The organism is Cupriavidus sp. TMH.W2, from assembly GCF_050847365.1.
In the GTDB taxonomy this organism is placed as follows: domain Bacteria; phylum Pseudomonadota; class Gammaproteobacteria; order Burkholderiales; family Burkholderiaceae; genus Cupriavidus.
Genome location: NZ_CP193793.1, coordinates 437,735 through 449,985, shown reverse-complemented (window position 1 = coordinate 449,985; position 12,251 = coordinate 437,735). Strand labels below are relative to the sequence as shown.

Annotated in this window: 12 protein-coding genes; 5 read left to right on the top strand and 7 right to left on the bottom strand. The window is 62.7% G+C overall.

Going from position 1 to position 12,251, the window contains the following annotated elements:
• Window positions 1–69: 69 nt before the first annotated feature.
• Window positions 70–261: a hypothetical protein gene (locus ACREYQ_RS19625; protein WP_432261850.1), complete on the bottom strand. Its 192-nt coding sequence runs from the start codon at window positions 259–261 to the stop codon at window positions 70–72.
• Here ACREYQ_RS19625 and ACREYQ_RS19620 point away from each other — a divergent pair.
• A complete protein-coding gene (locus ACREYQ_RS19620) occupies window positions 260–1,957 on the top strand; it encodes an adenylate/guanylate cyclase domain-containing protein (protein ID WP_432261849.1) in 1,698 nt (565 codons plus the stop codon). The two genes, ACREYQ_RS19625 and ACREYQ_RS19620, sit on opposite strands and share 2 nt — an antisense overlap.
• 192 nt (window positions 1,958–2,149) lie before the next feature.
• On the opposite strand, the gene ACREYQ_RS19615 is transcribed toward ACREYQ_RS19620, so the two are convergent.
• The 3 genes from ACREYQ_RS19615 to ACREYQ_RS19605 all read right to left on the bottom strand — a co-directional run bounded on the left by ACREYQ_RS19615 (window position 2,150) and on the right by ACREYQ_RS19605 (window position 5,658).
• Window positions 2,150–2,533, bottom strand: coding sequence for a nuclear transport factor 2 family protein (locus tag ACREYQ_RS19615; RefSeq protein ID WP_432261848.1), 384 nt, complete (start codon window positions 2,531–2,533; stop codon window positions 2,150–2,152).
• 102 nt (window positions 2,534–2,635) lie between these two features.
• A complete protein-coding gene (locus ACREYQ_RS19610; protein WP_432262603.1) occupies window positions 2,636–4,537 on the bottom strand; it encodes a potassium transporter Kup in 1,902 nt (633 codons plus the stop codon).
• A 221-nt stretch (window positions 4,538–4,758) separates the two neighbouring features.
• Window positions 4,759–5,658, bottom strand: coding sequence for a LysR family transcriptional regulator (locus ACREYQ_RS19605; RefSeq protein ID WP_432261847.1), 900 nt, complete (start codon window positions 5,656–5,658; stop codon window positions 4,759–4,761).
• A 125-nt stretch (window positions 5,659–5,783) separates the two neighbouring features.
• Between ACREYQ_RS19605 and ACREYQ_RS19600 the strand changes: the two genes are divergently transcribed.
• From ACREYQ_RS19600 to ACREYQ_RS19590, 3 genes are all read left to right on the top strand, one after another.
• Complete coding sequence (locus tag ACREYQ_RS19600) at window positions 5,784–6,746, top strand: Bug family tripartite tricarboxylate transporter substrate binding protein (protein ID WP_432261846.1); 963 nt, start codon at window positions 5,784–5,786, stop codon at window positions 6,744–6,746.
• A 40-nt stretch (window positions 6,747–6,786) separates the two neighbouring features.
• Window positions 6,787–7,611 (top strand): substrate-binding domain-containing protein, encoded by an 825-nt coding sequence (locus ACREYQ_RS19595; protein ID WP_432261845.1) that lies wholly within the window; start codon window positions 6,787–6,789, stop codon window positions 7,609–7,611.
• 69 nt (window positions 7,612–7,680) lie between these two features.
• Window positions 7,681–8,484, top strand: a complete 804-nt coding sequence (locus ACREYQ_RS19590) for a BPL-N domain-containing protein (RefSeq protein WP_432261844.1) — start codon at window positions 7,681–7,683, stop codon at window positions 8,482–8,484.
• Between the two features lie 65 nt (window positions 8,485–8,549).
• Here ACREYQ_RS19590 and ACREYQ_RS19585 read toward each other — a convergent pair whose 3' ends face one another.
• The 3 genes from ACREYQ_RS19585 to yddG all read right to left on the bottom strand — a co-directional run bounded on the left by ACREYQ_RS19585 (window position 8,550) and on the right by yddG (window position 11,133).
• Window positions 8,550–9,305, bottom strand: coding sequence for a hypothetical protein (locus ACREYQ_RS19585; RefSeq protein WP_432261843.1), 756 nt, complete (start codon window positions 9,303–9,305; stop codon window positions 8,550–8,552).
• A 68-nt stretch (window positions 9,306–9,373) separates the two neighbouring features.
• On the bottom strand, window positions 9,374–9,856 hold the full coding sequence (locus ACREYQ_RS19580; RefSeq protein WP_432261842.1) for a DUF4440 domain-containing protein: 483 nt from the start codon (window positions 9,854–9,856) through the stop codon (window positions 9,374–9,376).
• Window positions 9,857–10,188: 332 nt separating this feature from the next.
• Entirely contained in the window at window positions 10,189–11,133 is a 945-nt protein-coding gene (gene yddG / locus ACREYQ_RS19575; protein ID WP_432262602.1) for an aromatic amino acid DMT transporter YddG, read from the bottom strand.
• A 383-nt stretch (window positions 11,134–11,516) separates the two neighbouring features.
• Between yddG and ACREYQ_RS19570 the strand changes: the two genes are divergently transcribed.
• The gene (locus ACREYQ_RS19570) at window positions 11,517–11,822 is read left to right on the top strand and encodes a panthothenate synthetase (protein WP_432261841.1); all 306 of its coding nucleotides are present in this window, start codon (window positions 11,517–11,519) and stop codon (window positions 11,820–11,822) included.
• The last annotated feature ends 429 nt before the right edge of the window (window positions 11,823–12,251 follow it).

Below are 12,251 nucleotides of genomic sequence, written 5' to 3'. Positions count from 1 at the left end.
GGCGGATCGCCAGACTATCCGGCGGGCCTCCCGACTGGGTTCACGAGGAAGACTGCCGGGCCGCCCGCTTTATTCCATCGCGAGCACCGCACTGCGCAGGCTGGGAAGCAGGATGCGCACGCAGGTCCGATATGAAGCCGCCAGTTCCGCTTCGCCGGCATTGGGAATCGCCCGGCATGGCATCCCTGCGGCACTCTGGTGGGAATAAATCTGGTAGCCAGGCAGTTCTACAGAGGCACGGCGACGCGGAGAGTAGCGCATGTCACTCTTTCCCTATCTTCAAAGATTGCGGCCGGCGGGTGTGCGATCGGTCCGGCTGGCCGCAGGACTGGTGCTGTTCACCTACGTAGGCACGCACCTCCTGAATCACTCGCTGGGCAATATCTCGCTCGCATGGCTGGAGCGCGACCTGCTTGTGCAGAAGTTCATCTGGCAGGGATGGCTTGGAACGGCCTTGCTGTACAGCGCGCTGGCGACGCACTTCTTCCTGGGCCTGTGGGCGCTGTACGAACGGCGCTCGTTGCATTGGACGCCGGGCGAGGTGGCGCAACTCGTCCTCGGCTTGTGCATACCGCCGCTGCTGCCCAACCATGTTGTGAATACGCGGGTTGCCTTTGCCGCGTTCGGCCTCGACAAGGGTTACGCGCAGTTGCTGTACTCGTTCTGGATGACTTCACCGTTCTTCGGCCGTATTCAGCCGATGCTGTTGGTGGCCGCCTGGCTGCATGGGTGTTACGGCATCTGGTTCTGGTTGCGCTTGAAACCATGGTTTGGGGCATGGCGGAGCGTGCTGCTGAGCCTCGCCGTGCTGCTCCCGGTGCTCGCGCTGCTAGGCTTCCTGCAGGGCGGACGGGAAGTGATTGCGCTCGCGCAGGACCCTGTCTGGCGCGCTGCGGCGGCGCGGCCGGCGATCATCGGAACGGATTCGCAGAATCTCTGGCTCGCCGGGCTGCGCAACGATTTCTTGCTCTTCGACGGTGGTGCGCTGCTGCTTGTGTTCGCAGCGCGGCTGGTGCGCACGGTGCGGGAGCGCCGGGTCGGGCGGCTCTGTGTTCAGTATCCAGACGGACGAAAGGTATACGCACCGCTCGGATTTTCAGTGCTCGAGGCCAGCCGCATGGCCGGCGTTCCCCATGCCAGCACCTGCGGTGGCCGCGCCCGGTGCACGTTGTGCCGCGTGCGCGTGCTCAGCGATGTGCCGCTGCCCGCGCCGGCCGAGGCGGAGCGGCGTGTTCTAGAGCGGCTGGGAGCTGACTCGCAAACCGTGCGCCTGGCCTGCCAGTTGCGGCCGACCCATGATCTCTGCGTGTGGCCACTGGTGCCGCCGGCGGCATCCGCGGCCTTCTTGCAACGGCGCCAGCGCGACGTCATGCCGCAAGAGCGATTCGCGGCGTTCATGTTCGTGGATATGCGGAATTCCACAAGGCTTGCGGCGGCGCAATTGCCCTTCGACAGTCTGTTCGTGATCAGTCGATTCCTGAGTTCGGTCTGCGCCGCGGTAGTCCAGGCGGGCGGCCTGCCAAACCAGTTTCTGGGGGACGCAGTGCTCGCGATCTTTGGCCTGGGCAGCCAGCCGTCCGCCGCCTGTCGTCAGGCGCTCAACGCAGTGCCTCTGGTGGCAGCCAATATTGAGGAACTCAACGCTGCGCTCGAGCAGCAGTTGCAGACGAAGATCCGGTTTGGCATTGGATTGCATTGCGGCCGGGCGGTCATGGGTGAGATCGGCTTTCGCGAGCATGTCACCTTCACCGCAATTGGTGACCCGTTGAATGTGGCCTCGAGGCTTGAGCAGTTGACCAAAGAGATCGCTTGCGAGGCGATCGTTTCAGAGCAAGTCTTCCAGACCGCCGGCGTTTCAGCGGCGGGCCTGCCGCAGCTCGCTGCACGCCTGCGAGGCCGCGATGGCCCGGTGCCCGTCCGTGTGCTTTACAGGGCGGCGCAGATGCCTCGCGCCTGACTATGCCCTTCGCGCCACGCTCATTGACCGGCCGCAGGGCAGGCCGCGATGCCGGGCGGCCCATCATCTGGCGTACGTTCGCGTGCGCGCGCGGTAGCGTGCGCACTCTGGGGCCTTGAAAGCCTGCCAAATGGCAAAGCCAAATGTGATCTCAGGTCGGCAACCGACTGGCGGAAAATTGCCGGTCTTACCTTATAGAAAGCGGACCGACGTATCGGCAAAGCCCTTCCAGCGCCGGATCTTGCCGTCGACGACCGTGAAGATATGCACCCATTCGGTTTCGACCAGCTTACCTTCAGGACGCGTGGTCCCCCGCAGGAAGCCGAGTACGACCACATGCTCGCCTGACTCGATAAACTCGCGTGGCTCGAAGATTTCCGTGTCATCCGCCTGTGCGATCTGCGCGAAGAAGCTGGCGACTTCGGCTTTGTTGTTGCGCTGTCCGGTGTAGGGGATCTGGGGTGGCCCTACCATCTTCCAGTCGACCTGGTCGGCCACCAGATCGAGGATGGCATTGACGTCGCCGCGGCCATACGCCTCATAGGCTGCTTTCACGACAGAAATGGGGGTTGTCATTATTGTCTCCGGTTGCACACTCCGGCCCTGCCATCACAGCGTCGGATTCCTCCAACTTAGGGCGCAATGGTGTCCCATGCAAGGGTCCGGAGACGAGAGCATCTATAACTGGATCTGCGTGCCAATCTCGATCACGCGATTTGCCGGTATGTTGAAGTAATCGGCAGCGTTGCCTGCGTTCCTGGTCATCGTGGCAAACAGGCGTTCACGCCATGACGCCATGCCACTGGGAATGCTGGCTGCAGGGACGATGGTCTCGCGACTCAGAAAGAACGAGGTTTCCATGATGTCAAACGCCAGGCCGGCCGCCGGAGGCAGCGCCCCGAGCGCCTGCGCAACATCGGGCCGGTTCATGAAGCCGAAGCGCAGCGTGACCCGGTAGCAGGCATGTCCGAGCGCTTCGACGGCCGCGCACTCGGTCACCGGCACCGATGGCACATCCTTCATCTTCACGGTAACGAACACGACGCGTTCGTGCAGCACCCTGTTATGGTTGAGGTTATGCATCAACGCGTGCGGCACCACATCCGGTGTCGGGGTGAGGAACACCGCCGTGCCGGGCACACGCGGTGGCGGCGAGAGAAACAACGAATCCAGGAACGACTTAAGCGGCACGTCGGTGCTCTGCAGCCGCTCCAGCAGGGCTTGCCGGCCGCGAACCCATGTCAGCATCACAATGAACATCCCGGCCCCGACAACGAGCGGGAACCATCCGCCTTCGGCAACCTTCAACAGGCTGGAGGAAACGAAAGCCATATCCACAGCAATAAAGAAGCCGGTTGCGAAAAGGCTTAGCAGCAGGTTGTAGCGCCAACCGTAGCGGATCACAAAGAAAGTGAGAAGCGTCGTAGTCAACATCGTGCCGGTGACTGCGACACCGTAGGCCGAAGCCAGATTGGTCGAAGATCCGAAGCCGAGCACGGCTACCAGAACCGCAACCAGCAACATCCCGTTGAGCGTCGGTATGTAGATCTGACCAATCGCTCGTTCTGATGTGTGCACCACGTTCATGCGTGGCAGATAGCCCAGCTGGATTCCCTGTTTCGTCAGCGAGTAGGCGCCAGAAATCGTCGCCTGGGACGCGATCACGGTTGCGGCGGTTGCAAGGGCGACCATCGGATACAGGGCCCAGGACGGATAGAGCAGGTAGAAGGGGTTCTCGATTGCCTTTGCATTGACAATGATCAGCGCACCCTGCCCCAGGTAGTTGAGCGCCAGCGCCGGGAATACCAGGCCGAACCAGGCCAGGCGAATCGGGGCACTGCCGAAATGCCCCATATCCGCGTAGAGCGCTTCGGCACCGGTGAACGCGAGCAGCACCGCCCCAAGCACCGCGAACGAGGCGAACCCGTGCTGCGTAACGAAGCCGAGCGCGTGCAGCGGGCTGAGCGCGCCGAGGATGGCGGGATACTGGGCGATGCCGTGGATGCCCGCGGCGGCAAGGGCAAGAAACCACACGATCGTGACAGGCCCGAACAGCGCGCCGATGGCGGCGGTGCCATGCCGCTGGAACACGAACAGCGCGATCAGCACACCCACGGATGCCGGCAAGATATAAGGCTGCAGCGCGGTAGTGCCCACCTCAATGCCTTCGAGCGCCGAGAGCACCGACATGGCCGGTGTCAGCACGGCATCACCATAGAAGAGCGAGGCGCCGAACAGGCCCACGAGCAGGATCGGCGTCGGGGAGCGGCCGACCTTTTTCACGGACGACAGGGCGAGCGCGAGCAGTGCCATGATGCCGCCCTCCCCTCTGTTGTTGGCCCGCATGATGAGGATCACGTACTTGAGCGAAACGACCACCATTAGCGCCCAGAAGATCGCCGAGATCCCGCCAAGTATGTTTTCGGTGACGAGGGGGATGCCGTGGGCCGGATTGAAGGTCTCCTTGACCGCATAAAGGGGGCTCGTGCCGATATCGCCGTAGACGACGCCCAGGGCAGCAAGCGTGAGGGCTGCACGGGATTGCTGCAGGTGCGTGTCGGCTGGCGTTTCACCGTTAATGGCATAGGAATCCACCGCTGCTCCTCGATATCCTTGACCCCTCAAGCGGCGATCCGGCTCTTGCTGCGCCGCAAACGTCGCCGCCGCTGCTGTCGCCAGCCGACCCAGTGTCTGCCTGGCCGTAGCCACGGCGGAAGCGGTCCGCGTAGCACCCCGGGCACCTTCATCCTGCCGACATTGAGAGCATAGACGTTGAACTCGCCATCAGCCCAGGCAACAATTTACGTGTCCGCCATATCCAACGTGATGGTCTCGTACAACGCCTGCGCGGCAGGCTGCAATGGCCTGTCGCGACGGCGTATCAACGCAAGGACCCGGTCCACATCAGGCTCGACCAGGGGGATGGCGCAAAGCCGGGGATGATCCCGCGGCACCGCCATGCCAGGCAGCACGGCCATGCCAAGACCCGCTTCCACCAGCGCCAGCACGCCGACGACGTGGTTGGCTTCGTAATGAATGGTGGGGCGTCGCTCGAGGTGGGCGATGGCATTTTCGATCAGGGCGCGATTGCCGCTTTGCCTGGACACGCTGACCATGCGTTGCCCCGCCAACGCCTCCCAGGCCACGTGATTTCGCGCGGACCATTCGTGGTCGCGCCGCATTGCCAGTTGATAGCGCTCGGCGCGGATGGCGTGGAATTCGATATTGGGCTCCTGCGCACCCATGAAATTGAGCCCGAAATCCGATTCCCCCGACATGACGCTGGCCAGCACCGTGCTGGCGCTTTCGTCAATCACGCGCACGCGCACACCCGGATGCCGGCTGGCAAACACGTGGATCGCATGGGGCAGGCAATGCAGCGCGGCGGACGGTATGGCGGCCACGGTCACCAGGCCGCGTTGAAGCGTGGCCTCGTCGCCGAGCCGGAACACGGCGTTGTCCAGAATGTCCAGCGCAGCGCGGGCTTCCTCCAGGAACTGGCGGCCGATATTCGTGGTCTCGACGCGGCGCGTGGTCCGGTCCAGCAAACGAGAGCCGAGCGTCTTTTCCAGCTTTTCGATCCGCCGGCTGAGCGCTGGCTGTGAAATGTGAAGGGCGTCCGCCGCCATGCGGAAGCTTCCCCTTTCGGCTGTCGCGACAAAGGCCTGTAAGTCTTCCAGGGCGAAATTAATGCGTGGCATGCATGAATTCATAAGAACATTGCAATTCACAGAATAGTCTTGGGTCGATAAGCTTGCAATGCCTGATCGGGACGTTGTGTCGTGCCGAAAAGCGCACAACAGAAGACCTATCCCGGAGACTGACCTTGAAACTCGCCGTTCGCCATCTCGCGCTAGCCCTTACCCTGAGCGCCTGCACCCTTAGCGCCTGGGCTGAAGCCTGGCCCGCAAAGCCGGTGAAGTTTGTCGTGCCGTTCGGCCCCGGCGGCGCCAACGATCTGGTTGCCCGCGCCGTGGCCGAGGCCGCCTCGAAGCAGCTTGGCCAACCCATCATCGTCGAGAACAAGCCTGGCGCCGGTTCGGTACTGGGTGCCGACTATGTGGCCAAGTCCGCCCCGGACGGCTATACCTTCCTGGCACCGGCGGCCGGCATCATCACCAACGGGATGATCAAGACCCACCTGCCATACAAGGAACAGGATCTGGTCCCCGTCGCCATGCTGGCGGTCAGCCCGTCGGTCATCGTGGTGCCCGCGGACTCCCCGCTCAAGGACCTCAAGAGCCTGATTGCCAGCGGCAAAGGTGGCACGAGCCTGAATTTCGCCACGGCGGGCACCGGCAGCACGCCGCACTTTGTCGCAGAGATGCTGAAGCTGGCGACCGGCGCAAAGCTTGAGATCATCCCCTACAAGAGCGGCTCGGAAGGCATGGTCGCCGTGGTCGGCAAACAGGTCGACGCGACCTCGGAGGCCAGTGTCGTGGTGCTGCCGCAGGTCAAGGGCGGCAAGCTGCGGGCGATCGCCTCCACCTGGAATACGCGCATTGCCGCAATGCCGGATGTGCCCACCACGACCGAACTCGGCTATCCCGGCATCTTCATCGGTCACTGGTCCGGCGTCTTCGCGCCGCACGGCACCCCTGACGCGATCCTCGACAAGATGAACAAGGCCATCGACGCCGCGATCAAGTCCCCGGAGCTGCGCGCCAGGCTGATCCCGCAAGGCATCCAGCCGATGGGGGGCACGCGGGCTGACTTCACCAGGTTCCTGGCAGGCGAAAAGGCTCGCCTCGGCCCGATCGCGCGCGCAGCCAATATGAAAGAAGACTGACGGGCGCCGCCGCCCGCAGCGGTGAAAAACAGGAGACGACATGAAGCTGAATATTCAGGCCGCCAGGCCTGCCCTGCTGGTTCTCATGCTCTGGCTGGCCGCTCCGGCCCAGGCAGATGAGATCCGCGTGATCACCTCGGGCGGTTTTACGGCCGCCTACCAGCAGCTCGTGCCGCTGTACGAGGCCGCCACGCAGGACCATGTCATCACGGCCTACGGCGCGTCGATGGGCAATGCGCCCGATTCCATCCCCAGCCGGCTGGCGCGGGGCGAGACCTTCGACGTGGTGATCCTGGCGGACTCGGGCCTTGAGAAGCTGGTATCGGAAGGCAAGGTGGCCGCCGGCAGCCGGGTCGACCTGGCCCGCTCGCTGATCGGCATGTCCGTGCGCAAGGGCACGCCAAAGCCGGATATCAGCACGACCGAAGCGCTGACGCAGACCCTGCTCAACGCCAGATCCATCGCGTATTCCGCGAGCGCCAGCGGCACGTATCTTTCCAGCGAACTGTTCGCCCGGCTTGGCGTCGCGGACAAGATCAGGGACAAGGCCCGCAAGATCTACAGTGAGCGTGTCGGCACCGTGGTGGCGCGAGGCGATGCCGAGATCGGCTTCCAGCAGGTCAGCGAGTTGCTGCCGTTCAAGGAACTGGATTACGTCGGTCCGTTGCCAGCCGAGTTGCAGCAGAAGGTGTTCTTTTCCGCGGGAACGATCGCAGGCCGGCAGACACCGGCATCTTCCCGCTTCGTCAGGTTCCTGGCCTCGCCGGCGGCGGCCGCGATGGTCAGCAGCACGGGACTGGAACCCGTGGCGACGCCTCTGCCGCCACCGGCGCCTCCGGCCTTGGGGCAGCCGCAGAAGCCTTGACCGGATCCCGGCTTGGCGTTTTCGGCCCGGAACGGCTAAAGTCGGAAACGACAAGAAGCGGATGCCGACATGCCAAGGCCCCAGATCCTCACTTACGTCGACGCCGGCGCTTCCGAGTGGACCGCATGTCTGATGCGGACCATCGGGCACCAGCTTCATGCCGGCGCCTACGAGATCCGCGCGGTGATGGCTGACGAGATCCGGCATGACGCCACGCTGTTCGACGATGCGGTGCTGTTTGTCATGCCGGGCGGCGCCGACCTTCCCTATTGCGCATTGCTGAACGGCGCCCCGAACGCGCGCATCCGGCATTTCGTCGAGCAGGGCGGCGTCTACCTCGGGATTTGCGCGGGCGCTTACTACGCGTGCCGGGAACTGGCTTTTCATGCCGGCACCAGAGGGGCAATCTGCGGCCCGCGTGAACTGCGCCTGGTTGATGCCGTGGCAGTGGGCTCGCTGCCCGAACTTACCGGCGGCAGACTCTATGACGGCACGCCGCGCACCACGGCCGCGGTGGAACTGCGGACCACGGACAGCCTGACCGATGTCCCGATGTCGCTCTACACGCATTACCACGGTGGCTGCCGCTTCGACTTTGACGACCCACCCGGCCCCGGCACGCAGGTCCTGGCCGTCTACTCGGGCATCGACGGCACGCCGCCCGCCATCGTCAGTGCACGGGTGGGCAAGGGCCGCGCGGTGCTCACCGGCGTCCACCTGGAGATCTCCGAACGGGAGTGCAAGGATGCGCTGCGCGGACACAGCGACATGCCCGCATACCTCTATGTCTGCGACCGGCTGGCGCAGACCGGCGACGTGCGCCTGCTTGTATTTCGCCAGTTGCTGGCGCACGCGGGGCTTGTGCTGGATTGAGTGGCGTGGCACCGCATGCCGGCCAGCGCCGTTGGGACTACGTGCACTCGCAGCGTCGAAGTTCGTCAGGGCTCTTTGCCTGAATCAATGTTGCCGGAAGTTCCGGACGCCGACGCAACCGCAGCGCGAAGCGCGCGATAACTTTGCTGCAATAGCAGCTCGATGGTCGTCCACTCCGGTTCCGTGACACCGCCGGCCTCGGCGCGCGCATCGCGCAAGAGCATGGCTTGCGCGCGCAAGCGACCATGCTCGAGTGTTGAGGCCGCAGGAACCCTGTAGAGCGCCGCCGCGGCTTCGGCGCACGCATGTTCCAAGGCATCGGATGGATAGCGCTCGTGCTCCCGATGCACGATCCACCACTCCAACTCCAGCGTAGTGGCGCGTCCAACATCGAAATCGATGCTTCCGGTATTCCGGATCATGCCAAAGTAAGTGCGCAGCGTTGGCAATGCCTTCTCGTAATCGCTGCGCTCTCTGCCTTCCTTGAACACAAATGCCGCCGATGCCCCGTAATAGGCGCCGACGTACGAGCGAAGCAGGGGGAAGCGATACTGGGTGCGCAAGGTTTGCGCCAGTTCGAGAAACAGCGCAACGCGCTGGCGCTCATAGTAAGAGCGCCACATCTTCGTTTCCAGCCCGCCCACTGCGACAGGATCAAACTGGGTCAGGTCACGACGGAGCGGCAAGAAAATATCGACGGCCGCGTAACTCAGCAGCAAGGCCGTGACGACCAGGGCTGTACGCCAGCGGCGTCCAAGCCCACCCACGCGCGCATCGCGGTGCCGCGTTCGGTGACTGCGGGCGGGCTCGGGTGCGTTCATGGCAAATGGCGCCGATGGGGGGCTTCCCGGGGTCAGCTTTCAACCCGGCGCGAACTGACCGGCCTCGGCTACATCTTCTCCGGCATGGCCGACGAGTGATGACTCGTAATCAGCCATTGCCTGCCATCCCAGCGATAGGTGTAGGTATAGCGGGCCTTAACGACTGCGCCCGTCCGTGCGAAGGTGAACGTGTAGAGCCCGGCATCCACGGCAGAATTGCAGCCCAGTTCGATGCTGCGGAAGTCAATCTTCCCGAAGGGGCGGTCCTGCAGGAAGTGTTGAAAATAGTCCTGTTTCTCCGCGACGGTCAGGCGAGGCTTGTTGGATACCGTAGCAAGAAGGATCGACCGTTCCGCATAGTTGGCCACCACCTTGTTTGGATCGCCGGTCTGCAAAGACTGGTTCCATCGATCAAACAGCGCCGAGATCTCCTGCTCTGACGTTACCTTGCAGCTTTCCGTGTGCGACGCCTGCGCGCTGCCGGGTGTGCCCTGGTTCATGGCACAGCCAGAAAGTACGAACGCCAGGGTGGCAATGCGAAGCAGCTTCATGGCAGCGCTCCTCAGATAAGGGTTGAGATCCAGGGCACAACGCCCGACGATGGATGCATCCCGCAAGGGCTTGCCATTTCCGACAATGCCTTCCACCGCTTCCAAGCGTTCAAAAGGTTTTCAGGGCCATTCCGAATATTAGGTGCGGATCGGCAGTGCAAGGCCGCCACGAACGGCTACTTGGTGCGACGGCTCACGCCTGGCGGCGGAACAAGCGCTGGCGACAGCCACGGCCCAGAACCTGGAAGTGCCATTTGTAACGTCCGACTGTGTTCCGATCCACTATGAGGTCAGGGGCCGAGGCTCGCCGGCGGCACCCTTGGCGCGGGCTCTCATGGCTCCTGTGCACGTTCATGCGACCGTGGCAATTCCGGCGACGGGGGTGCCTTGGATCGTCGCCCCCGTGTTGCCATCCAGCACAGGACCGACCCCGCACAGACCATGGATGCGCCCTTCCAGAAGGAGATCGATAGTGGTGTGCGCAGGAGCATGGCCGCGAGGGCAGCTGAAAGCACCGGAATGAAATAGGAAGCGCCGGCAAGCACCGTGACATTGCCATGCAGGATGCCGACATTCCAGGCCGCATAGCCGAACCCCATCGCTGAGGCGGCCAAGGCAAGATAAATCATTGCCGGAAAGCTGAACGCCATCGTCCCGCTCTCCGTGGCGAAATACTTGATCCACAGCGCCAGTGCGGTCAGCATGAAGAACAGCGTGATGCCATTCTTGCCTTCGGCAATCCTGTTGGTCACAGTGCAATAGGCCGCCCAGATCAAGGCACCAAGGAAGGCCAGCCCGTAGCTGAGCGGATTGTCATTGACGTTCGCTGCCATCCCGGCGAAGTCCAACCCTTGATCCCCGCCCAGGACCCAGCAGATCCCCAGAATGGCGATCAGGAAGCCGGGAACGATCAAGAGGTTGGACTTCTGCTTGTTGAATGCGATGGCAGACAACATGGTGAAACTCGGCCACAAGTAGTTGACCATGCCCACCTCGATGGCCTGCCTGCCGCTGTTCGCGTAGCCGATGGACAGAGAAAGGCACAACTCGTAGGAAACGAACAGAACGCTTCCCCAAACGAGATAGCGCCTGGGAAACTCATGCATTCTGACAAAGCCGACTGTCAGCATCAGCAGGGCCGATGCGACGGTATAGATCATTGCCGCCCCGCCAGTCGCCCCGAGGTGCTCGCTGACGCCGCGAATCAGACCGACAATCGAGCTCCATAACAGAATCGCGATGAGCCCGATGAGGGTTGCTTTACTCTTGCTTTGCATGACACCTGCCTGCACTTGCCTGTCGATCTGAACCACGGAATTCTCAAAAGCGCCATGCTCAGCCGCATCCAACGTTGCGTCGGCGCGGCTGGGCATGGCCCGTCATATCGTTCGCATCTTACCAATCCGATACGTCGATCCAGATGGTCACGCGTTGGTGTCCGGGTCATGCGCCCGGATCGAGAGATAGCGCTCCTGGCAAGCGCGCGGCCAGGAAGATGCAGTGGTACGTGTCTTACCGCACGCCCGCTGAAGCGCATACCTGGGGGACACGGCGACCATCGACTAGGTTGAAAGCCCTGGTCCGCTTCCTGTTGGCCTGCTGCACCGCTTGCGCGCAGCGTCGCCGGAACAGATCCAGCGCCCAATCAAGGAGATTGAACATGCGAATGCTTCTTAATATTCGGATACCTCATGAGCCATTCAATACTTTGGTGCGCAATGGCACCATCGGTGACGTGATGGAAAGGATCCTGGCCGAAATGAAGCCAGAGGCGGTCTACTTTACGGAACAGAACGGCACACGTGGCGCGATTCTCGTGGTCGACCTCGCTGAGCCATCGCAGATTCCTGCCTTCGCGGAGCCCTGGTTTCTGATGCTCAATGCCGATTGCGAGTTTCGCGTGGTGATGGCGCCGGAGGATCTCAGGAAAGCTGGACTTGGCGCACTGGGATCAAAGTGGCAATAGCGTTTGGCGTTTCGGGGAATCCGGCCTCAGCATCAGCGCCTTTCGGTTTCAGGACTGCAACAGGCTGGTTCGGAAACCGGCCGAACCTGCACGCAGCAAACGCAGTGGGGGCTTCGCCCGGCAGAGCACAATGGCAGGAGTTGCCTCCGGACAGAGGCCACGCTGGCCAAAAAGATTCCCCCGAGGCTGTTGCTCGGGGGATGTGTCTGGTTCGCGGCTGTTGACGCTGTGCGCCTGCCACATTCTCTGTTGCGGACCGTTCGGCCTTGTCTTACATATCCTCAACCAGTCCGTCGCGGTTGGTGATTCTCGAGCCATCGGTGAACACGTCTCGTCTGTCCGTGACTCTCGCCCCATCTGAATAAACGTCAAACTTAATGCTCCTTCCCCCATCTGTATAGGGGTCTCGGGGCCCCATCACGCTAGCAC

Coding starts and splice junctions, on each gene's coding strand:
- ACREYQ_RS19580 (WP_432261842.1), bottom strand. CDS start 9,856: ATGAAGCTGCTTCGCATTGCCACCCTGGCGTTCGTACTTTCTGGCTGT.
- ACREYQ_RS19570 (WP_432261841.1), top strand. CDS start 11,517: ATGCGAATGCTTCTTAATATTCGGATACCTCATGAGCCATTCAATACT.
- yddG (WP_432262602.1), bottom strand. CDS start 11,133: ATGCAAAGCAAGAGTAAAGCAACCCTCATCGGGCTCATCGCGATTCTG.
- ACREYQ_RS19625 (WP_432261850.1), bottom strand. CDS start 261: ATGCGCTACTCTCCGCGTCGCCGTGCCTCTGTAGAACTGCCTGGCTAC.
- ACREYQ_RS19620 (WP_432261849.1), top strand. CDS start 260: ATGTCACTCTTTCCCTATCTTCAAAGATTGCGGCCGGCGGGTGTGCGA.
- ACREYQ_RS19590 (WP_432261844.1), top strand. CDS start 7,681: ATGCCAAGGCCCCAGATCCTCACTTACGTCGACGCCGGCGCTTCCGAG.
- ACREYQ_RS19615 (WP_432261848.1), bottom strand. CDS start 2,533: ATGACAACCCCCATTTCTGTCGTGAAAGCAGCCTATGAGGCGTATGGC.
- ACREYQ_RS19585 (WP_432261843.1), bottom strand. CDS start 9,305: ATGAACGCACCCGAGCCCGCCCGCAGTCACCGAACGCGGCACCGCGAT.
- ACREYQ_RS19595 (WP_432261845.1), top strand. CDS start 6,787: ATGAAGCTGAATATTCAGGCCGCCAGGCCTGCCCTGCTGGTTCTCATG.
- ACREYQ_RS19605 (WP_432261847.1), bottom strand. CDS start 5,658: ATGCCACGCATTAATTTCGCCCTGGAAGACTTACAGGCCTTTGTCGCG.